Here is a 21,441-nt window from a genome sequence, read left to right as displayed (position 1 = left end):
GGCGGGCTAGTTGGCCACTTCGGTTAATGGAGCCAGCGACCTTACAGAAAGCGTCTCACGACTTAGGCCAGCCGCGTTGTGGGACACGTCTTGATATTTAGATGCGATGGCCTTGCGTGCCTGACGCCCGCGCTGGGCGGCGGGCAATAAAAAACCCCGCAGTGTGATGCGGGGCGATGTGTTGAGAGCCTTAAGGAAAGGGCCGCCAGCAAAACCGGAGCTTAATCGTCCAGGAAGCTGCGCAGGACCTCAGAACGGCTCGGGTGACGCAGCTTGCGCAGCGCTTTCGCTTCGATCTGACGGATTCGCTCGCGGGTGACGTCAAACTGTTTGCCGACTTCTTCCAGCGTATGGTCGGTATTCATGTCGATACCGAACCGCATGCGCAGGACCTTGGCTTCACGCGCGGTAAGTCCGGCCAGCACATCATGGGTGGCTGAACGCAGGCTCTCCGAAGTGGCGGAGTCCAACGGCAGCTCGAGGGTGGTGTCCTCGATGAAATCCCCCAAGTGCGAATCTTCATCGTCGCCGATAGGCGTTTCCATGGAGATAGGCTCTTTGGCAATCTTGAGCACCTTACGGATTTTATCCTCCTGCATCAGCATGCGTTCCGCCAGCTCTTCGGGCGTCGGTTCGCGTCCCATTTCCTGCAGCATCTGCCGGGAGATACGGTTGAGTTTGTTGATGGTCTCAATCATATGCACCGGAATACGGATGGTGCGCGCCTGGTCGGCGATAGAGCGGGTGATGGCCTGACGGATCCACCAGGTGGCGTAGGTGGAAAACTTGTAGCCGCGGCGGTATTCAAATTTGTCCACCGCCTTCATCAAACCGATATTGCCTTCCTGGATCAAATCCAGGAACTGCAGGCCGCGGTTGGTGTATTTTTTGGCGATGGAAATAACCAGACGCAGGTTAGCCTCAACCATCTCTTTCTTGGCGCGCCGCGCCTTGGCTTCGCCGATCGACATACGGCGGTTGATATCCTTCACCTGTTCGATGGTCAAACCGGTTTCATCTTCAATCAGGCGCAGCTTCTGCAGGCTGCGGTGCACGTCATCATCGACTTCGTGCAGTTTTTCCGACCAGGGCTTGTTCATCGCCAGCGCGGCTTTGAACCAGCTTTCGCTGGTTTCATTGCCGGCTAACAGCGTGACGAAGTTTTTCTTCGGCATCTTGCTGATTTCAAAGCACAATTTCATGATAAGACGTTCCTGGGTACGCACGCGATCCATCATGGCGCGCATGTTGTTGACCAGGTAATCAAACTGCTTCGGCACTAAGCGGAACTGTTTGAATACGTCGGAAAGATTCAAAATCTCAGCGGCCGATTTAGCATGGCTGCGCCCGTTGGTTTTGATAACGTTACGAGTAACTTCGTACTGCTCGCGCAGCTCAACGAATTTCTGCCGCGCCAGCTCTGGATCGATGCTGTTATCGTCGTCCGAGCTGTCGTCGTCGCCGTCCTCTTCATCCTCGTCGTCGTCATCGGCGATTTCTTCGGCGGAGAGTTCAGAGCCGATATGGGTCGCGGTAGGCGTCATATCTCCTTCCGCGTTAGGGTCGACGAAGCCGGTGATAAGATCGGACAGGCGGGCCTCGCCGGCTTCGACGCGGTCGTACTGTTCCAGCAGGTAGGTGATAGCCTCAGGGTACTCGGAGACCGAGCACTGGACCTGATTGATGCCATCTTCGATACGCTTGGCGATATCGATCTCGCCTTCGCGGGTCAGCAGCTCCACGGTACCCATTTCGCGCATGTACATGCGCACCGGGTCGGTGGTGCGTCCAATTTCGGACTCGACGCTGGACAAGACCTGCGCCGCGGCTTCCGCCGCATCTTCATCGGTGTCGGAGGTGGTTTCGGCCAGCAGTAGGTCATCGGCGTCCGGTGCTTCTTCCATCACCTGGATGCCCATGTCATTTATCATCTGGATGATATCTTCGATCTGATCGGAGTCGACGATATCCTCCGGCAGATGGTCATTGACCTCGGCAAAGGTCAAATAGCCTTGCTCCTTACCACGTGTGACAAGCAGCTTAAGCTGTGACTGCGGGTTTTGCTCCATAAGACGGTATCCACACTTCAGAGTAATATTCGGTGTTGGTTGGTGAAAGCGCATCACCAACAAGAGATCTGGGATTTATTTCGCGCCGCAGCCCAATACGGCATTACGCAGGGTCTTGCCCTGCCAGATATAGGCAATTAAGCCTCGTCATTCAGGTTTTTTTCGCCAGCGCCTGATTTAGCGACCAGAGCTCCTGGCGTTCTTCGGCCGTCAGGCCGTGGGTCCGGTCGCGGGCGATAAGCGCTTCCTGGCGGTGTTCAAGTATGGAGTCGTAAAGACTCGCCAGGGTATCGACAAATGTCGCCTCGATCATTTCATCTATGATCATGTGGTTCCAGGTCGCCAGGGTTTCAAGCTGGGAGTAGGATTTATTCTCCCGATACTGCTCCAGTAACTGGCCGGTGGTTAACCCCGGCTGGGACTGGCAGGCCTGCACTAATTCAACAAAAAACGGCACACCCGGCTGACTTGCCTGCTCCAGCCCCTGCACCGTGGGTACCAGGATGGAAAGCCGCGGATGTTGCACCAGCAATCCTATCAGTATACGCATGGTTGTGCGTTTTATCCGCGCTTGCGGTGAAATATTTGCCTTTAAGGCCGCCTTGGGCAGCAGTTTCTCCAGTTGGCTGTCGTCAAGGATCCCGAGTTTATTGCCCAACTGCTGGCGCAGGTAGAGACGCAATGTCTCGCCCGGCACCTGGCCTATCAGCGGCAGCGCCAGCGTGCTCAGCTTAGCGCGGCCGTCGGGACTGCTTAAGTCCACCTGTGGCATCAGCGCTTCAAATAAAAACGTCGACAGCGGCTGCGCCTGTTCGATGTGCTGCTCAAATGCCTCTTTGCCAATTTTGCGCACCAGCGTGTCGGGATCCTCGCCGTCCGGCAGAAACATAAAACGCAGCTGGCGGCCGTCGGTGAGATATGGCAACGCGTTTTCCAGCGCGCGCCACGCAGCTTCCCGCCCGGCGCGGTCGCCGTCATAGCAGCAGATCACCCGGTAGGTGGCGCGATATAACAGCTGTATATGCTCGGCGGTGGTCGAGGTGCCCAACGAAGCCACCGCGTAGTCGATACCGAACTGTGCCAGCGCCACGACATCCATATATCCTTCGACCACGAGCAGCCGGGTTAATTCCGGGTGCTGCCGTTGGGCCTCGTACAGGCCGTACAGCTGGCGGCCCTTATGAAAAATATCGGTTTCCGGCGAGTTCAGGTATTTCGGCTGACCCTCGCCCAATATCCGTCCACCGAAAGCGATAACCCGCCCGCGTTTGTCGCGGATGGGAAACATGATGCGATCGCGAAAACGGTCGTAAGTGCGGCCGTTGTCATTGACCACCAGCATGCCGGCGTCGTTGAGCGAAGCGCGATCCTCCGCCGAGCGGCCGAAACGCTTAATGACGTTATCCCAGCCCGACGGCGCGAAGCCGATGGCAAAATGAGTCATGACCGCTTCGCTCAGTCCGCGCTGTTGCAGATAGTGGCGCGCATCCGACGCCGTCTGCGCCCGCAATGCCTGCTGATAGAAGCCGCTGAGCTTGTCCATCAGATGATACAGGATTTGTCGCTGGTGGCGTTCCTGCTGGTTCGGGCCTGTGCCCGTTTCATAGGGCACTTCCAGGCTGTGCTGGGCGGCAAGCTCTTCGATGGATTCGACGAACTCCAGCCGGTCGTAATTCATCAGGAAATCGATGGCGTTGCCATGGGCGCCACAGCCGAAACAATGATAAAACTGCTTTTCGCCGTTCACGGTAAACGACGGGGTTTTTTCATGATGAAATGGACAGCAGGCGTGATAATTCTTGCCCTGCTTTTTGAGCTTTACCCGCGCATCGACAAGATCGACGATGTCGGTACGCGCCAACAAGTCATTGATAAAGACACGTGGGATTCGTCCAGCCATAAGCCCTGTCAGGTAAGCACTTGAACGACAGCAAGCCGCGCAATCCTTCCGGATGGCACGGCCTTCGTATGCAACAGCTAAGTCTGCGGATTAATCACGCGGCCTGGGTGGCTCTCACCCCGGAAAATCAATACAGACGAGTGCGGCGTGCGTTTTCGCGAGCCAGTTTCTTGGCGTGACGTTTAACGGCGGACGCTTTTGCGCGCTTACGTTCGGTCGTCGGTTTTTCATAGGACTCGCGACGACGAACTTCGGCCAGAACACCCGCTTTTTCGCAGGAACGCTTGAAGCGACGCAGTGCTACGTCGAACGGCTCGTTTTCACGTACTTTAATTACCGGCATGTGCCTCTCACTCACCTCGATAGAATTCGGATCTTGTCGCTGACCAGTGCCATCCTTTTCAAAATGGTGCGGAATTTTACTCTAATCCTGCCTGCTTTGTAAAGCGCCGCACTGCGTGATCTTATTCGCGGCACGCCGGTTGCCACACAACCCGCTGATGTCAGGCGTAAATTCGGCCAAAAAAGCGGGCACGAAGTCGGCCCTGATCGGGGCATGACGACGCAAAAAAAACGATCCGATGGCGCTGACCTTCATTAACACCGTCCGCGGGCAAGCGGCGGGAACGCGGTTGACCGCTGTGGCATTCTGCCGCGATCCCGGCCATCGCCAGAGCGGTTTTTGTAGCATGACGGCCGCAGAGATGAAAGGGTTTTACGCCAAATCCGTCGTCCGCAGGCGGCGCAGCGGCGCAGAATATGGTAAACTGTGCGCCGCAAAAAAGGGTGGTAAAGATTATGCGCGTATTGGGTATTGAGACGTCATGCGATGAAACCGGCGTGGCGATTTACGATCAACATCAAGGATTGCTGGCTAACCAGCTTTACAGTCAGGTGAAACTGCACGCCGATTATGGCGGTGTGGTTCCGGAGCTGGCGTCCCGCGATCATGTCCGTAAAACCGTGCCGCTTATCCAGGCGGCGCTGGCCGAGGCCGGCCTGCAGGCGTCGGATATCCATGGGGTGGCCTACACTGCCGGCCCGGGGCTGGTGGGGGCGTTAATGGTCGGCGCCACCGTCGGCCGCGCGCTGGCCTACGCCTGGGAGGTGCCAGCTGTCGCTGTCCACCACATTGAAGGGCATTTGCTGGCGCCGATGCTGGAGGCGAATCCGCCGGCATTCCCCTTCGTGGCGCTGTTGGTTTCCGGCGGTCATACCCAGCTTATCGCCGTGACCGGCATCGGCGAATATCGGCTACTGGGGGAGTCTATCGATGATGCCGCCGGAGAAGCGTTCGATAAAACCGCCAAGCTGATGGGGCTTGACTATCCCGGCGGCCCGATGCTGGCGCGTCTGGCGCAGCAGGGCGTGCCGGGGCGTTACAAATTTCCGCGGCCGATGACCGGCCGGCCGGGGCTGGCGTTCAGCTTCTCCGGGCTGAAAACCTTTGCCGCCAACACCGTGCGCGCCGGTGCCGATGATCACCAGACGCGCGCGGACGTCGCGCGGGCGTTCGAGGAGGCGGTGGTGGAAACGCTCATGATAAAATGTCGGCGCGCGCTCGATCTGACCGGTTGCCAACGGTTGGTGATGGCCGGCGGCGTCAGCGCCAATCAGTCGCTGCGTGCGAGTATGGGCGAAATGATGCGCCAGCGGGGCGGAGAGGTGTTTTACGCCCGTCCCGAGTTTTGTACGGATAATGGCGCGATGATCGCTTACGCGGGCATGGTGCGGCTGCATGGCGGGGCACAGGCGGGTCTGGCGGTGTCGGTACGGCCGCGCTGGCCGCTGGAGGAATTGCCGGCGCTGGGCGCCTGAGTCAATTCTTGCTTTGTTGCCGGTCGATATCCCGGTCTTTTTGCCGGCGACGCCAGATGCGGCTTTCCTGACCGCGCCAGAGGCGCTGAATATTGTCGTGGTGGCGCAGGAGCACCAGACAGGAAAGCATCGCCACCGGGAAGGTGAACTGCGGCTTGAACCACCAGACGTAGAAGGGGGCGATCAGGGCGCTGACGATAGCCCCCAGAGAAGAATAACCGGAGAGCAGCACCGTCAAAAGCCAGGTACCTATCATCAGGCCGGACAGATCATAGCCAATGGGCGCAATGGCCCCCAGCGCGGTAGCGACCCCTTTACCGCCGCGAAAATGGAAGAAAACCGGGTAAATATGGCCAAGACAGGCGGCGATGGCCACCAGACCCAGCCAGAACGGCGGCAGGCCGAGGCCGTAGCCAATCCACACCGGGAGCATCACCTTGAGGAGATCGAAAACCATTACGCCCGCGGCCGCCAGCTTGCCGCCAAGCCGCAGCACGTTGGTGGCGCCGGGATTGCCGGAGCCGCTGGTGCGGGGATCGGGCAGGCGGGCGAGCCTGCAGAGTAGAATCGCGCTGGAGACTGAACCGCATAAGTAGGCGAAGATTATCATGCCAATCGCGATAGCATTCATAACCACATTCCATTCATCAACATTCGTTTTATTTCGCTATCTGTTGATAATACGCATATTCCCGAGGAAGTGGTATCCGATAGCCACAAAAACCGAGTATGGCACATGGACATTATATTTATTGAGCAATTAACGGTAATGGCGGTGATAGGCGTCTATGACTGGGAACAGCAACGGTTGCAGAAATTGGTGTTCGACCTGGAAATGGGCTGGGACAACCGCCCGGCGGCGCGTAGCGATGATGTCGCCGACTGCCTGAGCTATGCTGACGTCACCGACGCCGTGCTGTCGCTGGTGAGCGGCAAGCGTTTCGCACTGGTGGAGCGTGTCGCCGAGGAGACGGCGGAGCGGCTGATGACTCAGTTCAAACTGCCCTGGATACGCATCAAAATCGGTAAGCCCGGCGCGGTGCCGCACGCGGCCACCGTCGGCGTTATCATTGAGCGCGGGCGGCGAAAAGTCTGAAAATAGCGCAGCGGTAATCATTTAGCCATGCGATTGCAACCAAATTACCGTATGTTTGTCTCAATTTGCGGGAGATTTAGCGGCTGGTCTGTTTACATACCGCCGCTTTTTTATTGTCATGACTTTGAGGGAAACGTTGTATGGCAGATATGCACGAGTGAGTTATCGCGTTCATTCTGGGGGTGGTGGAAGGGTTAACGGAATTTCTGCCAGCTTCTTCTACGGGACATATGATATTGGTCGGTAGCCTGCTTGGTTTTACGGATGATAAAGCCAAGACCTTTGAGGTCATCATCCAGCTGGGCTCAATTCTGGCGGTGGTGGTGGTGTTTTGGCGGCGGCTGTTTGGTCTTATCGGTATCCATTTTGGCCAGGTGCCTCACGAGGGGATCGGCAGCGGTCGCCTGCGTCTCGGTCGTATTTTTCTGGGCATGATCCCGGCGGTGGTGCTGGGGCTGGTGTTTCACGAGCAAATCAAAGCCATTTTTGCCCCGATTTACGTGATGTATGCCCTGGTGGTTGGCGGTGTGCTATTGCTGGCGGGGGAATGGCTGAAGCCCAATGTGCCGCGCGCGGCGGGCATCGACGATTTGACTTATCTGCAGGCGTTTCTCATTGGCTGTTTCCAGTGTCTAGCGCTGTGGCCGGGCTTTTACCGCTCCGGCGCCACCATCAGCGGCGGCTTGCTGGTCGGCGTTAGCCGTTACGCCGCATCGGAGTTCTCCTTTATCCTGGCGGTGCCGATGATGCTGGGCGCGACGGTGCTGGATCTGTACAAAAGCCTGCCGTTTCTCGCCTGGCAGGATTTTCCAATGTTCGCTATCGGCTTCGTTACCGCCTTTGTGGTGGCGCTGCTGGCTATCAAATTCTTTGTGCAAATTATTAAGCGTATTTCGTTCGTGCCGTTTGCCATTTACCGCTTTATTCTGGCGGCGGTGGTGTATTGGATTTTGATTGGCTGATTGGCTGACTAACTGGCTGTTTTTGCAGCGCCGCGGCGGGGGGCGATAGCCGCAGGGCAGGGGACGGGGCCGTGCGCGGGCCGCTGAGCGTTATCCGCCCGGCGCCATTGTTAGGGTATCTCTGACAGCATTTGCAGTATCTGACGCACGGTACGCGGTAGGGTAACGGTCAGTCCTGTATGGTCTCGGTATCGCTGTTCTCTTGCTGTCGCTTCCAACTGCTCATCGCCTGCTGGCGTCGGCGGTTGAGCTCCTCGCCGATGTGCGCGCCGCTAAATCCCGCCGCCATCACCTCGCGCGCGCTGACTGAACTGGCTACGCGGAACGCATCGCGCAGAAAATCCCCCTGCGGGTAGGCATGGTTCTCAAAACCGGTACGGCCACGGGCGTCGGTTTCGCTGGCGAGGATCATCTGCTCCAGGCGCGCCGGTCGGCGCCAGACATCAATGGCGCTAAACAATTTTATCAGTGTCTTTGGCGTCAGGCTCTGGGCACCGTGCAGCAGGTCATGGTAGCGGGCCACAATCGTAGCCAGATCGCGCAATGGGTTGGGCACCTTCAGGCGCTGGCACAGCGTTTCCACCACCTTCACCCCCGCCGGGCCGTGGCCGTGGTGGCTGGGCCACAGCTCGCGCGGGGTGAGCGCCTTGCCCACATCGTGGCAAAGCGTGGCGAAGCGTACCGCGATATCGTCCGTCAGCCGGGCCGCCATCGCCACCGTCATCAAAGTGTGGATGCCGGTATCGATTTCCGGGTGCCATTTCGCCGGCGCCGGGACGCCAAACAACGCGTCTATCTCGGGGAACAGCGCTTTTAACGCGCCGCAGTCGCGCAGGACTTGAAAATAGACCTGCGGGTTGCGGGTTGCCAGCGCCCGCTCCGTCTCTTTCCAGACCCGCTCAGGCGCCAGCAGCGGCAGCTCGTCGGTCATTTGCCGCATCAACGCCATCGTTTCCGGCGCGATGCGGAAATTCAAATGGGCGAAACGCGCGGCAAAACGGGCGACCCGCAGTACCCGCAGCGGGTCTTCGCCGAAGGCATCGGAGACATGGCGTAACCAGCGCTGACGGAGATCCTGCTGTCCCTGATAGGGATCAATCAGGTTACCATCGTCGTCGCGGGCGATGGCATTAATGGTGAGATCGCGGCGGCGCAGATCCTCTTCCAGCGTGACTTCCGGCGAGGCGTAGCAGATGAAGCCGGTATAGCCATGACCGGATTTGCGCTCCGTACGTGCCAGCGCATACTCCTCGCGGCTTTCGGGATGAAGAAAAACCGGAAAATCCTTGCCGACCTGCTGATAACATTGCGCGAGCATCTCCTGCGGCGTTGCGCCGACCACCACCCAATCCCGTTCCTTGACAGGGAGCTGTAACAGACCGTCACGCACGGCGCCGCCGACCAGATATTTTTTCACAATTCCCTCCTGGCAAAGCCGGTGTTGCCTTTATCGGTACCGTTCATTAAGTGTAGCCGTATCTCGCGTACGATTCACCGCCGCCCGTGTCGGGGGCGGCTCAGTTCATCCAGCGGTTGTCTTTTTTACGCCGGGGAATGATATGGGGCAGCAGCAGACCCAGCAGCAGGCCAAAGCCAGCCACACCGCCGCCATACATGAACCACTGCATGATAATGGTGCGCTGTTTGTCGTCGAGCTGGACCGCCGCATTGACCTTTTTCTGTGCGGTCGAAAGTTGATCCTTCAGCGCTTGATTCTGTTCTTTGAGATCGTTTATCACACCGTCGCTGGTGGCCACTTTTTGCTGCATGTCGGCGGTGCGCTGATTCCAGCTGGCGTCGATGGTATTGAGCTTTTGCGTCAGCTCCTGAACCTGCTGCTCCAGCGCCGGCACCCGGGTGCGCAAACTGGGCTGAGCGCTTAGCTGATCTTGTGGGATCCAAGCGGTGCGCCCCTTTTCGTCGCGTATCTGGGCGAAGCCGGTGTCGTCATTCTGGCCGAGAAGCGTAACGGCGTCGCCGGAATTCAATGTGCCGACAATGCGGTATTGATTACCCGGACCGCTGTGGATATAGGTCAGCAGGGTGTCGGAAACATAACGTGGCTCGTCGGCGTCGGCGGCGCAGGCGAGGCCCAAACCGACCGCGACGAAGTAAATATGGCTTAATTTCAGCATTATTCCGTCATTTTTAGGCAAATGTTGCACGATAATAGTGGCTTCAGTTTGACGACGCAACGTCGGGTCCGAAATGAGAACACTCTTACTCTCGGACGGAGCGCAAATCCGTTGCTGCCCCCACCACCCGATGATGCCGGCATCTACGGGCCGGCGCCGCGCGGATACAGGCGCGGCGAACCCTCTGCGTCGCCGTCGGCGGCTGGGAGGGTCGAAAATGACAAAACGCGTCAAAAGTAATGAGATCTTTGGACCCCTGGTCACACGAAAAGTGCCGTTGGGCTTGTCCGTTTTGTCCATTAAGGCCATGATTAGGCGTTAACACTTGCCATCTTAAGCGATAAGTCGCCACCAGGGATGGCTTAAGCGTCAATGAATTTTACCGGTATGGCCATAAAACACTATGAATGAAGAAATCGAGTTAAAATTTATCGTTCAGCCCGAGGTGTTGCCCGCGTTGCGGCAGCGGTTATCGGCAATGGGCCATGACGGTCATGCGCTCCGGCAATTGACCAATACCTATTTTGAGACGGATGGCTTTGATTTGCGCCGCCACGGCATAGGGTTACGCATTCGTCAGGTGAACGGGCAATATGAGATGACGATGAAAACCGCCGGTCAGGTCATAGGCGGCTTGCATCAGCATCCGGAATTCAATGTGCCGCTGCCGGGGCCAACGCTGGATCTCACCCGGTTACCGGCACAGGCATGGCCGCCTGAGCTTGATCCCGCCGCGCTGCAATCGCGGCTCAAGCCGCTGTTCACCACCGATTTCGCCCGCGAGAAATGGCGGGTGAGGCAGGATGAAAGCGAGATCGAGCTGGCGCTGGATCGGGGCGAGGTGAGTGCCGGCGCGCTGCATGAGCCAATTTGCGAGCTGGAAATGGAATTGCTGAGCGGGAATGCCCGCGATCTCTTCGCCTTCGCCGGCACGCTGAACGATGCCGGCGGCCTTCGTCTGGGCAGCCCGAGTAAAGCCGCGCGCGGTTATCATCTCCAGCAAGGAAATCTCCCGCGCGCCATTCGGCCACTGCTTAATCCCGCCGCGCAGGCGACGGTGGAGGAGGGCATGAGCGCGGCGCTGCATCTGGCGCTGGATCATTGGCAATATAATGAGGAGCTCTGGTTGCGCGGGCTGGCGCAGGCCAAGACCGGCGTGCTTGAGGGCATCACGCTGATACGTGAAACCTTCCGCGTGATGGGGAATCTGGTCAGCCGCAAAGCCACTGCCGCGCTGCGCGGGCTGCTGGCGGATATCGTGCCGTTGATCGGCGCTGAACAGGCGAGTCAGCAGGTGATCTGTTATCAGCCCGTCTATCTGCGCACCAAGCTGGCGTTGACTTCCTGGCTGGTGTTTAGCGCGTGGCAGAACACCGCCGATGAGGATGCGCGCAAGAAGCTCGCCGGCGCCTACCGGCAATTCGCCGATATGACGCTTGCGCGCTGCGGCGCGGAATTGAAGGTCGCGTTTGGCCGTACGCTTTCCCATGAAGAATACTTGCAGCAGTTGCCGCGGCTGGCGCGCCAGCTTATGGCATTTCATGTCTTGTCCGGCGCCTATCGTCCGACTGAGGTGGTGGCCTATCTGATGCATTGGACAGCGCTGCATCAGTCTATCGTACAGCCAGGATCCGATGACAGGGAACATTTGCGGCGTCAGGCGTTGTCGCAGGTGGGGTTCTGGCTTAAATAGCCAGAACATGGTGTTGACAATCCGCCGGCGAGCCATGTTTGTCTCCAGGGAGTATTGACCATGAATACGCGACCTTTACCGCCGCTTCTGCAAAAGCAAGGGCAACAGTCGGCGACCGGTTTACCGGCGCCGGCTGACGATGCAACCCTGCTGGCGCTGAGTGATTTCATCAGCGATACGCTGCATAGCCATCCGGCGTGGCAGCAGGCGCTGGTGACGCAACCCGGCGAGTGGCGTGATTATGCCGCGCTGCTGGCCGCCCGGCTGGCGGCGGTGGACGATGAATCCGCGCTGATGCGCGAGCTGCGCTGGTTCCGGCGCCGCACGCTGGTGCGTATCGGCTGGGCGCAAATTCTCGGCCTGTGTGATACCCGTGAAACCCTGACCCAGTTAAGCCAGTTGGCGGAGACCTTGATTATTGCCGCGCGCGACTGGCTGTGGCAGGCGTGTTGCCGCGAATGGGGCACCCCCTGCAATGCAAACGGCAAGCCACAGCCGCTGCTGATCCTGGGCATGGGGAAACTGGGCGGCGGGGAGCTGAATTTTTCCTCCGATATCGATTTGATTTTCGCCTACCCCGAAAACGGTTTTACCTGCGGCGGCCGCCGCCAGCTGGATAACGCCCAGTTTTTTACCCGCCTCGGTCAGCGGCTGATTAAGGCGCTCGACCAGCCGACGTAGGATGGCTTTGTTTACCGGGTCGACATGCGGCTGCGGCCGTTCGGCGACAGTGCCACTGGTGCTGAGCTTCGCCGCGCTGGAGGATTATTATCAAGAACAGGGCAGGGATTGGGAACGCTATGCGATGATCAAAGCGCGGCTGATGGGCGGCGATGGCGATCCCTATAGCCAGGAATTGCGCAGCATGCTGCGTCCATTTATCTATCGCCGCTACATTGACTTTAGCGTTATCCAGTCGCTGCGCAATATGAAACAGATGAGCGCCCGCGAGGTCCGGCGGCGCGCCTTAAAGGACAATATCAAACTGGGCGCCGGCGGGATCCGTGAGATAGAGTTTATCGCTCAGGTGTTTCAATTGATTCGCGGCGGCCGCGAGCCGCGTCTGCAGTCGCGCGCCTTATTGCTGACGCTTGAGACTATCGGCGCGCTTGGCCTGCTCACGCCGGCGCAAAGCGCCCGTCTGAGTGCGGCCTACCTCTACCTGCGACGGTTGGAAAATTTGTTGCAGGGCATCAATGATCAGCAGACGCAAACCTTGCCTGCCGACCCGCTCAATCAGGCGCGTCTGGCCTGGGGAATGGACGAGGCGGACTGGCCGCAGCTCACCCGCACGCTGGACGCCCACATGCAAGCGGTCAGGGCGGTGTTCGATGAGCTTATTGGCGACGATGCCCCCGACGCTGAAGATAACGACGTGCCCGGCCCGGCGGCCGCGCTGTGGCAGGAGCCGATGTCGCAAACAACAGAGGCTGACGGCGAAGGCTTGCCCTGGCCGCGTCTGGCGCAGTATGTCGCCGATTTCCGCCGCGATGTCGCCAAACGCACGCTAGTCCCGCGGGGACTGGAAGTGCTGGACGCACTGATGCCGCGGCTGCTGGCGCATATCGGCGAACGGGACGGGGCGGACGAGGCGTTTGCTCGTCTGGCGCCAGTGTTGCTGAGTATCGTCTCTCGTACCACCTACCTTGAGCTGTTACTGGAGTACCCCGGCGCGCTGGGGCACTTGACTCGTCTGTGCGCCGCCTCGCCGATGATCGCCAGCCAATTGGCTCGGCATCCGCTGCTGCTGGACGAATTGCTCGATCCCGCGACCCTTTATCACCCCCCGGCGCAGGCGGCCTATGGCGACGAGCTGCGCCAATATCTGCTGCGGGTGCCCGAAGAGGATGAGGAGCAACAACTGGAGGCGCTGCGGCAATTCAAGCAGGCGCAACAGTTGCGGATTGCGGCCGCCGATATTGCCGGCGTGTTGCCGGTGATGAAGGTCAGCGATCACTTGACCTATCTGGCGGAAGCCATGATCCACGCCGTCATCCAGCAGGCGTGGAAATCGATGGTCGCGCGCCACGGCCTGCCCTCACATATGCATGACGGGCAGGACGCCGGCTTTGCGGTCATCGGCTACGGTAAATTGGGAGGCTGGGAGTTAGGCTACAGCTCCGATCTGGATTTGGTGTTTTTGCATCAGTGTCCTGATGACGCCGTGACCGATGGACCGCGCGTCATCGACGGACGGCAGTTTTATTTGCGGCTGGCGCAGCGGGTGATGCATCTGTTCAGCACCCGGACCCAGGCGGGGGTTTTGTATGAAGTGAACGCCCGACTGCGGCCATCCGGCGCCGCTGGGATGCTGGTAAGTACGCTCTCCGCGTTCGAGGACTATCAGCGTAATGAGGCCTGGACCTGGGAACATCAGGCGCTGGTGCGCGCGCGGATGGTGTATGGCTCCTCAGAACTGCACGACGGCTTCAACGCCATTCGCCGTCGCTTGCTGTGTCTACCGCGCGATCCCGCTACGCTGCGCCGGGAGGTTAGCGAGATGCGCGCCAAAATGCGTCAGCACCTGGCCAGCAAGCAGGCTGATGTTTTCGATATCAAAACCGACGAGTGGGGGTATTACCGATATCGAGTTTCTGGCGCAGTATCTGGTGCTGCGCTACGCCGCAGAAAAGCCTGAACTGACGCGCTGGTCGGATAATGTCCGTCTGTTCGAGCTGATGGCCAGGGAGGGGATAATGGACGGCGACGATGCGGATGGGCTACGCGCAAGCTACACCACCCTGCGCGATACGCTGCACCATCTGGCGCGGCAAGCGTTGCCCGGCCGGGTGCCGGAAGCGCAGTTTGCCCGCGAGCGCGCTTTGATTGTCCGCTGCTGGCGTCAGTGGCTTGATTGAGCGGCGCAGGTATAAGGTCTGCAAAGGTGGCGTGCCCGCTGGTCAGAATTAGCCTCGGGGTTTGCCACCGGAAGGGTTCACGTGAGCGCTGGGGGCACCTTTAACGGGTGGAAGCCGGCGCCGCAGGGGGCGAATTTTCCCCGCCTGTGATATGATCCCGACCCTTGAACAGGATCTCTTTGGAGCGAGTGGATGAAAGTGACCTTGCCTGATTTCCGCCGGGCGGGCGTGCTGGTCGTGGGCGATGTGATGTTGGACCGATACTGGTACGGCCACACCAGCCGGATCTCACCGGAAGCGCCGGTGCCTATCGTAAAAGTGGATGCCATCGAGGAGCGTCCCGGTGGCGCCGCTAACGTCGCGATGAATATTGCCGCGCTGGGTTGCCATTCGCGTCTGGTCGGCCTCACCGGCATTGATGATGCCGCCCGCGCCTTGGGCGCGCGACTCAGTGAAGTGGAGGTGACTTGCGATTTTGTCGCCGTCGCGACCCATACCACTATTACCAAACTGCGGGTATTATCGCGTAATCAGCAGTTGATCCGCCTCGATTTCGAGCAGGGTTTCGACGATGTTGACGCCGCCCCCATACTAGAGCGTATTCAACTGGCGCTGCCAAAAACCGGCGCGCTGGTGCTATCCGATTATGCCAAGGGCGCGCTGGCGCGCGTGCGCGAGATGATCACGCTGGCGCGCGCCGCCGGCGTGCCGGTGCTTGTCGATCCCAAAGGCACGGACTTTGGCCGTTATCGGGGCGCAACGCTGCTGACCCCGAATTTGTCAGAATTTGAAGCGGTAGCCGGGTCTTGCAAGGATGAGGAAACGCTGGTGAACCGCGGCATGGAACTTATTGCCGATTACCAACTGTCGGCGCTGCTGATTACCCGTTCGGAACAGGGGATGACGCTGTTGCAGCCGGGCAAGGACCCGCTGCATTTACCGACGCAGGCGCAGGAAGTTTACGACGTCACCGGCGCCGGCGATACGGTTATCGGCGTGCTGGGCGCCGCACTGGCCGCCGGTAACAGTCTGGAGGAATCCTGTTTTCTAGCCAACGCCGCCGCAGGGGTGGTGGTCGGGAAATTGGGCACCTCTACCGTTAGCCCGATTGAGCTTGAGAACGCCATCCGCGGCCGCTCCGAAACGGGCTTTGGCGTCATGACCGAAAGCGAGCTTAAGCAGGCGGTGGCGCTGGCGCGTCATCGCGGCGAAAAAGTGGTCATGACCAACGGTATTTTCGATATCCTGCACGCGGGTCACGTCAGCTATCTCGCTAATGCCCGTCGGTTGGGCGATCGGCTTATCGTGGCGGTGAACAGTGATGAGTCCACGAAGCGCCTGAAAGGGGAAAGCCGTCCGGTAAATCCCCTGGCGCAGCGTATGACCGTTCTGGCGGCGCTGGAGGCGGTCGATTGGGTAGTGCCTTTCAGCGAAGATACGCCGCAGCGGCTCATTGCCGATGTGCTGCCGGATGTGTTGGTTAAAGGCGGCGATTATCAGCCGCACCAGATCGCCGGCAGCAAGGAGGTCTGGGATAACAGCGGGGATGTGCTGGTGCTGAATTTTGAATACGGCGGTTCCACCACCAATATCATCAACGCCATCAAGCGCGGTGAACGGGGTTAGGCTGTAGGCTAATGGGAAAGGCCGCGCCCGCTGGCGATCGGTTGTCTGATGGCGGTGATGCGCCACCCCAGGCCAGGTCAACCGAGTGCGTGGATGCGTCGCGCCCGCTGAGGTGAGTGACGCGCGGGCGATAATGCCCGCGGCTGACGTCAGTAAGCGGTAGCGGCGGTTATAGCTTTTTGAAGGTGTCTTTAACCGGTTTGTCACCCGGGGCGCCGGTCTTCGGCGCGGTGCGATCGGCGGGGGAAATGCTGGTAGTGTCATCTACGCCGTTCACGCCCGCGGGCTTATCTCCCACCACCGGTGTTCCTGCCGCTGACGATGCGCCGCCGGCAGGCGCCGCCGGGCTGATGCCCGGGTCGCTTTTCGGCATGGTTTCCAGCGCATTCAGGCGCAGTTCCAACTGGCTCAATTTTTCCCGGGTGCGTAACAGCACCTGAGTCTGAACGTCAAATTCCTCGCGGCTGACCAGGTCCATACGGCTGAACTGGTTTTGCAGCACCTGACGGATCTTTTTCTCCACGTCGTCGCCCAGATCGCGGATGCCTTTCGGCAGCGACTCCTGCACCTGGCGGGCAAGCTGTTCAAGTTTCTTTGGATCAATCATCGTCGGTTCCCTAACTTTTCAGAATGGGTTGAGTGTAATGCCTGTTTCACCTGAGTGGAAACAAAAGCATTCATCGAAATTATGCGTTTGCTAATTGCCTCGGCTGCAGGTTGGCGCTATAGTATTTCTGCTTATTCTCAGGGCGGGGTGCAATTCCCCACCGGCGGCAAACCTGGCTAAAGTATTGCACAGGAAGCCCGCGAGCGCTCAGATTGCCTTGCAGTCTGAGGTCAGCAGATCCGGTGTAATTCCGGGGCCGACGGTTATAGTCCGGATGGGAGAGAGTAACGACGTCCAGGTGGGCTACGGCCCGCTATCGTTATTATTTGGCCCGTTCGCGGCCGCCCATAAGTCTGCCCTGATTCTGGTAATCCATAACGATTATGAGGTTTTACTTACCATGAATCAGACGCTTCTTTTCGAATTCGGTTCCCCGTCCCAACGCGTGGAAAACGCGCTGGAGGCGCTGCGCAATGGCCGCGGGGTGCTGGTACTGGACGATGAAGATCGTGAAAATGAAGGCGATATGATATTCGCCGCAGAGAACATGACCGTTGAGCAGATGGCGCTGACCATCCGTCACGGCAGCGGTATTGTCTGTCTGTGCCTGACTGAAGAACGCCGCCAGCAGCTGGCGCTGCCAATGATGGTGGAACGTAACAGCAGTCATTATCAGACGGCGTTTACCGTCACCATCGAAGCGGCTGAAGGTGTTAGCACCGGGGTTTCCGCCGCCGATCGCCTGACGACGATTCTGGCCGCCATCAAAGATAATGCCAAACCCACCGATCTCAACCACCCTGGGCATGTCTTCCCGCTGCGCGCGCAGCCGGGCGGCGTGCTGGTGCGCGGCGGCCATACCGAAGCGGCGGTGGATTTGACCACCCTCGCCGGCCTGAAACCGGCGGGCGTACTGTGCGAAGTGACTAATGATGATGGTTCCATGGCGCATGCCACGGAAATAGTGGCCTTTGGCCGGCATCACCACATGCCGGTACTGACCATTGAGGATTTGGTGGTCTATCGTCGTGCCATGACGCGCGAAGTAAGCTAACATCCCGGCGGATCCGGCGAGATATTAGCCGGCATCCCGCACCAATTACTGCATCTCCGACCAAGTGCAAATATTCACTTCGCCACTAGAGCGCTGAGCGGCGGTAACCATCGCCACGGCGATATCCGCCGCCGTAATAGCGCGGTATTTTTCCGCCCGTCCCCGCAATACAGGGTTTAACCGTCGCCAGACCAGATTTAGCCCCTTCTCCAACGGGCGGTGCTCTCGCCGCCCGCCTAAAATCATGCCGGGTCGAAAAATGTGCGTCCGGGCGGCGTGCAGGGCGATGATATCCCGCTCGGTTTCCCCTTTTATGCGCAAATAGGATGCGTAAGCGCTGACGCTGGCCCCCATTGATGACACCAGCGAGATTGAGCGCGCGCCATGCTCAAGCGCCAGCCGCGCCGCCAGCAGCGGATAGTCGTTATCAATACGGTAGTAGTCCCGCGGGTCAGGGCTGTTTTTGCGCGTGGTGCCGAGGGCGATAAACAAATCCTCCGCCGCCAGCGCGGCCGCCTGTGCGGGCAGCGTGGCGATATCTCCGATAAGCTGTTTCAACTGCGGATGGCGCAGCGGCAGCTCGCGCCTTACCACCGCAATCACCTGCCGGTAGGCGGAATGGCGCAGCAAGGTGGACAGCAGGTGACCGCCCACTAATCCGCTGGCGCCAAAGAGCAATGCTGTTTTCATTTGTTGGCCTCGGTTATTCAATTTTCCTGATTATCTTCATCATGGTTATATCGGTTCATTGCAGAGCGAAAAGGGGTAATGTGATGCCATCAGCCGCCGCAAGCGACGCACAATGAATAAGGATAGACGATGAGTAGCACACGCATGCCCGCCCTTTTCCTCGGCCACGGCAGTCCGATGAACGTACTGGAAGACAACCGCTATACCCGTAGCTGGCGGCAACTGGGTCAGACGCTGCCGCGGCCGGAGGCGATATTAGCTATTTCGGCCCATTGGTACCGGCAGGGCACCGCCGTGACCGCCATGGCGCAACCGCGCACCGTGCATGATTTTGGTGGTTTTCCCCAGGCGCTGTTCGACCAACGTTACCCGGCCCCCGGTTCGCCGGCGCTGGCGCAGCGGGTGCAGTCCCTATTGGCACCGGTACCGGTGCAGGCCGACATCGACGAATGGGGATTGGATCACGGCAGCTGGGGCGTGTTAATTAAAATGTATCCCGAGGCGGATATTCCAGTGGTGCAACTCAGCATCGACGCGACGCGCGATGCCGCCTATCATTACGCCCTCGGGAGAAAACTGGCCGCGCTGCGCGATGAAGGTGTGATGCTGGTGGCCAGTGGCAATGTGGTGCATAACCTACGCACGGTACGCTGGCAGGACAATGACGAACCCTACCCGTGGGCAACGTCATTCAATCAGTTTGTGCGCGAGAATTTCATAGCGCAAGGGGAACCGCATCCCTTGATTGCTTATCAACAGCACCAGGATGCAGCGCTGGCCAATCCCTCGCCGGAGCATTTTTTGCCGCTGCTCTATGTGTTGGGCAGCCGGATAGATGATGAACCCGTCTCGGTGCCCGTGGACGGTATCACGCTGGGCTCCATCAGTATGCTGTCGGTACAGGTTGGCTAAGACGGCGGCGCGGCGTCACCGCGCTGCCGGGGCAAAAATCAATCAAGAATGATGTGGGGATAAAAGCGAGATAGATCCTGGGTAATAATTTGCCGGTCTTCGCGCAGGCCGATGCCGCAGGGCTCATCGTTAACCAGCCAGCTGCCGATAACCGTATAGCTGTCGCCAAAGCGTGGCAGCGGGCAAAACGCCTGTACGATCGAGCCTTCCTCGCCATAAGGGCCGTCTACCCGCGCGGTTTCGCGTCCCTGCTCGAAGACGCGCACGTTGGCGCCCTCGCGGGAAAACAGCGGTTTCACCACATAATTGTCCATCGGCGGGTAGTTGTCTTCGGCAAAATAGGCCGGCAGCAGGTTGGGATGGTCAGGAAACATCTGCCAGAGCATCGGCAGCAGCGCTTTGTTGGACAAAATGCACTTCCAGGCCGGCTCGAGCCAGCGCACGCCGGCATCCTCCAGCTTGGTAGAGAATATCTCGCGCAGCATGAATTCCCACGGATAGAGCTTGAACAGATTGCTGATGACCTGATCTTGCATATCGGTGAATTGGCCTTTCTCTCCCAGCCCCAGCTCCTCAATATACAGAAACGTATTGGGCAAGCCGGATTCCGTGGCGCAATCCTGCAGATACTGCACCGTGCCGCGATCTTCTTCGGTATCCTGGCAGCAGGCCAGGTGCAGCAGGCTGAAACCGTGCTGCGACTGAAGTTCAGCGAAGCGGGCAATAAGCTTCTCCTGCAGGCTGTTGTATTGATCGGCATTGGCCGAGAGCTTACCGGCGTTAATCTGATCTTCCAGCCAGATCCACTGAAAGAACGCCGCTTCGTACAGCGAGGTCGGCGTATCGGCATTATTTTCCAGCAATTTGGGCGGATTATGGCCGTCATAAACCAAATCCAGCCGCGAATACAGCGACGGCTGACGCGTTTGCCAGGCGTTGCGAACGACCAACCAAGTGTGGCGGGGGATACGGAATTTGGTCATCAGCTCATCGCTGGCCACCACCTTTTCCACCACCTGTAAACACATCTGATGCAGGTCGGCGGTGGCCTGCTCCAGCGTCTCGATTTGCGCCAAGGTAAACTGATAGTAAGCCTCTTCACACCAATAGGGTTCGCCGTACAGGGTATGAAAATTGAAGCCGTATTCGGTGGCTTTCTCCCGCCAGTTTGGTCGTTCGTCGATAGTGACTCGTTTCATGTCCCGTTAGCCACCCATGGAGCGGTGAGGGGTGGCGCTGCTGCTGCGCAGGGCGTTCTGCTTGGCGACGGTCTCGCCGAAACCGCCGCGGGTAATGGTCTGCGTAGTCGCCGGTTTGGGCGCCAGAGCGGTTTTGGGCACCGTCATCGAGCGGCCGCTGGTGGCTGCCCCGTAGTTGCGGCCGCTGGCGTCGACAAACTGGCCGCGCGCCGGACTATTCGCGGCGCGCGAGGTAAACAGCGGCTGCTGTGCATATCCGCCGCCCATCATGCGACCCATCATATAGCCCGCCATCAGCGGCATCCACATCCTGCCGCTGTGCTGCGACTCCGCCGCCATGCCGGCCTGCGCCGGGACCTGCGTACATTGATCTTCGCCAAACTCCGCCACGCAGTCGGCACGCGAAGCGTATTTGGGTGCGGTTTTCACCGCTTCCTGCTGTGCGGTGTTGTACGCGGTGGTGCACTGTTCGCCCAGGGAGGGATTGGCGCTGGTGCAATCGTCGCTGTTCATGTATAGCGAAACGTTGTCGTCGCTTTTTTCACAGCCGGCCAGTACAAAAACGGCACCGACGGCCAGAGCGACGGGCGCCATACAGTAAGCGCGCCAGTGCTTGCGAAAGCTGGCGTGATTAATCTTTTGCGTGCGTTTCATGATTATCCTGCTTAAGTTTCATGATTATCCTGCTTAATTAGTATTAGGCTCGACCCAGAGAAAGTCACTGTAGAATAGGGGAAAAACGGTGAAAAATGAAGCATGGGCGGATTGCGGCCGGCATCTTTACGTAGTTATACACTTCCCTGTTATCGTCCCCGCGGACAA

The 21,441-nt window shown here is 58.9% G+C and carries 16 protein-coding genes, 2 pseudogenes and 1 riboswitch; of the genes and pseudogenes, 8 read left to right on the top strand and 10 right to left on the bottom strand.

Translation table 11 applies throughout. The annotated features are described in order from the left end of the window. Positions 1-221 precede the first annotated feature (221 nt). The 3 genes from rpoD to rpsU form a co-directional block, all read right to left on the bottom strand. Positions 222-2,069, bottom strand: a complete 1,848-nt coding sequence (gene rpoD / locus JZM24_RS03910; RefSeq protein ID WP_215668629.1) for an RNA polymerase sigma factor RpoD — start codon at positions 2,067-2,069, stop codon at positions 222-224. A 151-nt stretch (positions 2,070-2,220) separates the two neighbouring features. Further along, the gene (dnaG, locus tag JZM24_RS03905) at positions 2,221-3,969 is read right to left on the bottom strand and encodes a DNA primase (RefSeq protein ID WP_215668628.1); all 1,749 of its coding nucleotides are present in this window, start codon (positions 3,967-3,969) and stop codon (positions 2,221-2,223) included. A 127-nt stretch (positions 3,970-4,096) separates the two neighbouring features. Continuing rightward, entirely contained in the window at positions 4,097-4,312 is a 216-nt protein-coding gene (gene rpsU, locus JZM24_RS03900; protein ID WP_215668627.1) for a 30S ribosomal protein S21, read from the bottom strand. 455 nt (positions 4,313-4,767) lie between these two features. On the opposite strand from rpsU, the gene tsaD reads away from it, so the two are divergent. Then, the gene (gene tsaD / locus JZM24_RS03895; protein WP_215668626.1) at positions 4,768-5,787 is read left to right on the top strand and encodes a tRNA (adenosine(37)-N6)-threonylcarbamoyltransferase complex transferase subunit TsaD; all 1,020 of its coding nucleotides are present in this window, start codon (positions 4,768-4,770) and stop codon (positions 5,785-5,787) included. A 1-nt stretch (position 5,788) separates the two neighbouring features. Here the strand turns inward: tsaD and plsY are convergent, their stop codons facing one another. Continuing rightward, complete coding sequence (plsY, locus tag JZM24_RS03890; RefSeq protein ID WP_215668625.1) at positions 5,789-6,418, bottom strand: glycerol-3-phosphate 1-O-acyltransferase PlsY; 630 nt, start codon at positions 6,416-6,418, stop codon at positions 5,789-5,791. A gap of 105 nt (positions 6,419-6,523) precedes the next feature. On the opposite strand from plsY, the gene folB reads away from it, so the two are divergent. Next, positions 6,524-6,883 carry a bifunctional dihydroneopterin aldolase/7,8-dihydroneopterin epimerase gene (gene folB, locus JZM24_RS03885; RefSeq protein WP_215668624.1) on the top strand — a complete coding sequence of 120 codons (360 nt, stop codon included), beginning with the start codon at positions 6,524-6,526 and terminating at the stop codon, positions 6,881-6,883. Positions 6,884-7,047: 164 nt separating this feature from the next. Then, positions 7,048-7,845: an undecaprenyl-diphosphate phosphatase gene (bacA, locus tag JZM24_RS03880; protein WP_312884993.1), complete on the top strand. Its 798-nt coding sequence runs from the start codon at positions 7,048-7,050 to the stop codon at positions 7,843-7,845. Positions 7,846-8,014: 169 nt separating this feature from the next. Here the strand turns inward: bacA and JZM24_RS03875 are convergent, their stop codons facing one another. Both JZM24_RS03875 and JZM24_RS03870 read right to left on the bottom strand, forming a co-directional pair. Next, entirely contained in the window at positions 8,015-9,262 is a 1,248-nt protein-coding gene (locus JZM24_RS03875) for a multifunctional CCA addition/repair protein (protein ID WP_215668623.1), read from the bottom strand. Between the two features lie 100 nt (positions 9,263-9,362). Beyond that, positions 9,363-9,980, bottom strand: a complete 618-nt coding sequence (locus JZM24_RS03870) for a TIGR04211 family SH3 domain-containing protein (protein ID WP_215669996.1) — start codon at positions 9,978-9,980, stop codon at positions 9,363-9,365. A 403-nt stretch (positions 9,981-10,383) separates the two neighbouring features. Between JZM24_RS03870 and JZM24_RS03865 the strand changes: the two genes are divergently transcribed. From JZM24_RS03865 to hldE, 3 genes and pseudogenes are all read left to right on the top strand, one after another. Then, positions 10,384-11,673, top strand: coding sequence for a CYTH domain-containing protein (locus tag JZM24_RS03865; protein WP_215668622.1), 1,290 nt, complete (start codon positions 10,384-10,386; stop codon positions 11,671-11,673). Positions 11,674-11,733: 60 nt separating this feature from the next. Next, positions 11,734-14,447, top strand: a pseudogene (glnE, locus tag JZM24_RS03860) (bifunctional [glutamate--ammonia ligase]-adenylyl-L-tyrosine phosphorylase/[glutamate--ammonia-ligase] adenylyltransferase); the annotation flags it as partial. A 276-nt stretch (positions 14,448-14,723) separates the two neighbouring features. Further along, the gene (gene hldE, locus JZM24_RS03855; protein ID WP_215668621.1) at positions 14,724-16,157 is read left to right on the top strand and encodes a bifunctional D-glycero-beta-D-manno-heptose-7-phosphate kinase/D-glycero-beta-D-manno-heptose 1-phosphate adenylyltransferase HldE; all 1,434 of its coding nucleotides are present in this window, start codon (positions 14,724-14,726) and stop codon (positions 16,155-16,157) included. 352 nt (positions 16,158-16,509) lie between these two features. Here the strand turns inward: hldE and ubiK are convergent. Then, positions 16,510-16,764: pseudogene (ubiK, locus tag JZM24_RS03850) on the bottom strand (ubiquinone biosynthesis accessory factor UbiK); the annotation flags it as partial. A gap of 129 nt (positions 16,765-16,893) precedes the next feature. After that, positions 16,894-17,054, top strand: a riboswitch (FMN riboswitch). Positions 17,055-17,164: 110 nt separating this feature from the next. Here ubiK and ribB point away from each other — a divergent pair. Then, the gene (ribB, locus tag JZM24_RS03845; RefSeq protein ID WP_215669995.1) at positions 17,165-17,818 is read left to right on the top strand and encodes a 3,4-dihydroxy-2-butanone-4-phosphate synthase; all 654 of its coding nucleotides are present in this window, start codon (positions 17,165-17,167) and stop codon (positions 17,816-17,818) included. 45 nt (positions 17,819-17,863) lie between these two features. On the opposite strand, the gene JZM24_RS03840 is transcribed toward ribB, so the two are convergent. Next, positions 17,864-18,508: an NAD(P)H-binding protein gene (locus tag JZM24_RS03840; RefSeq protein WP_215668620.1), complete on the bottom strand. Its 645-nt coding sequence runs from the start codon at positions 18,506-18,508 to the stop codon at positions 17,864-17,866. Between the two features lie 129 nt (positions 18,509-18,637). On the opposite strand from JZM24_RS03840, the gene ygiD reads away from it, so the two are divergent. After that, positions 18,638-19,420, top strand: a complete 783-nt coding sequence (gene ygiD / locus JZM24_RS03835; RefSeq protein WP_215668619.1) for a 4,5-DOPA-extradiol-dioxygenase — start codon at positions 18,638-18,640, stop codon at positions 19,418-19,420. 38 nt (positions 19,421-19,458) lie between these two features. On the opposite strand, the gene JZM24_RS03830 is transcribed toward ygiD, so the two are convergent. Both JZM24_RS03830 and JZM24_RS03825 read right to left on the bottom strand, forming a co-directional pair. Continuing rightward, positions 19,459-20,619, bottom strand: a complete 1,161-nt coding sequence (locus tag JZM24_RS03830; protein WP_215668618.1) for a glutathionylspermidine synthase family protein — start codon at positions 20,617-20,619, stop codon at positions 19,459-19,461. A gap of 6 nt (positions 20,620-20,625) precedes the next feature. Next, positions 20,626-21,273 carry a DUF1190 family protein gene (locus tag JZM24_RS03825; RefSeq protein WP_215668617.1) on the bottom strand — a complete coding sequence of 216 codons (648 nt, stop codon included), beginning with the start codon at positions 21,271-21,273 and terminating at the stop codon, positions 20,626-20,628. Positions 21,274-21,441 lie beyond the last annotated feature (168 nt).

Origin of the sequence: Candidatus Sodalis endolongispinus (assembly GCF_018777395.1) — a bacterium.
Taxonomy (GTDB): Bacteria; Pseudomonadota; Gammaproteobacteria; order Enterobacterales; family Enterobacteriaceae; genus Sodalis_B; species Sodalis_B endolongispinus.
Note: the sequence above shows the minus strand (reverse complement) of the source record. Positions and strands in the feature narration are given on the sequence as shown.

Coding starts and splice junctions, on each gene's coding strand:
- rpoD (WP_215668629.1), bottom strand. CDS start 2,069: ATGGAGCAAAACCCGCAGTCACAGCTTAAGCTGCTTGTCACACGTGGT.
- dnaG (WP_215668628.1), bottom strand. CDS start 3,969: ATGGCTGGACGAATCCCACGTGTCTTTATCAATGACTTGTTGGCGCGT.
- rpsU (WP_215668627.1), bottom strand. CDS start 4,312: ATGCCGGTAATTAAAGTACGTGAAAACGAGCCGTTCGACGTAGCACTG.
- tsaD (WP_215668626.1), top strand. CDS start 4,768: ATGCGCGTATTGGGTATTGAGACGTCATGCGATGAAACCGGCGTGGCG.
- plsY (WP_215668625.1), bottom strand. CDS start 6,418: ATGAATGCTATCGCGATTGGCATGATAATCTTCGCCTACTTATGCGGT.
- folB (WP_215668624.1), top strand. CDS start 6,524: ATGGACATTATATTTATTGAGCAATTAACGGTAATGGCGGTGATAGGC.
- JZM24_RS03870 (WP_215669996.1), bottom strand. CDS start 9,980: ATGCTGAAATTAAGCCATATTTACTTCGTCGCGGTCGGTTTGGGCCTC.
- JZM24_RS03865 (WP_215668622.1), top strand. CDS start 10,384: ATGAATGAAGAAATCGAGTTAAAATTTATCGTTCAGCCCGAGGTGTTG.
- hldE (WP_215668621.1), top strand. CDS start 14,724: ATGAAAGTGACCTTGCCTGATTTCCGCCGGGCGGGCGTGCTGGTCGTG.
- ribB (WP_215669995.1), top strand. CDS start 17,165: ATGAATCAGACGCTTCTTTTCGAATTCGGTTCCCCGTCCCAACGCGTG.
- JZM24_RS03840 (WP_215668620.1), bottom strand. CDS start 18,508: ATGAAAACAGCATTGCTCTTTGGCGCCAGCGGATTAGTGGGCGGTCAC.
- ygiD (WP_215668619.1), top strand. CDS start 18,638: ATGAGTAGCACACGCATGCCCGCCCTTTTCCTCGGCCACGGCAGTCCG.
- JZM24_RS03830 (WP_215668618.1), bottom strand. CDS start 20,619: ATGAAACGAGTCACTATCGACGAACGACCAAACTGGCGGGAGAAAGCC.
- JZM24_RS03825 (WP_215668617.1), bottom strand. CDS start 21,273: ATGAAACGCACGCAAAAGATTAATCACGCCAGCTTTCGCAAGCACTGG.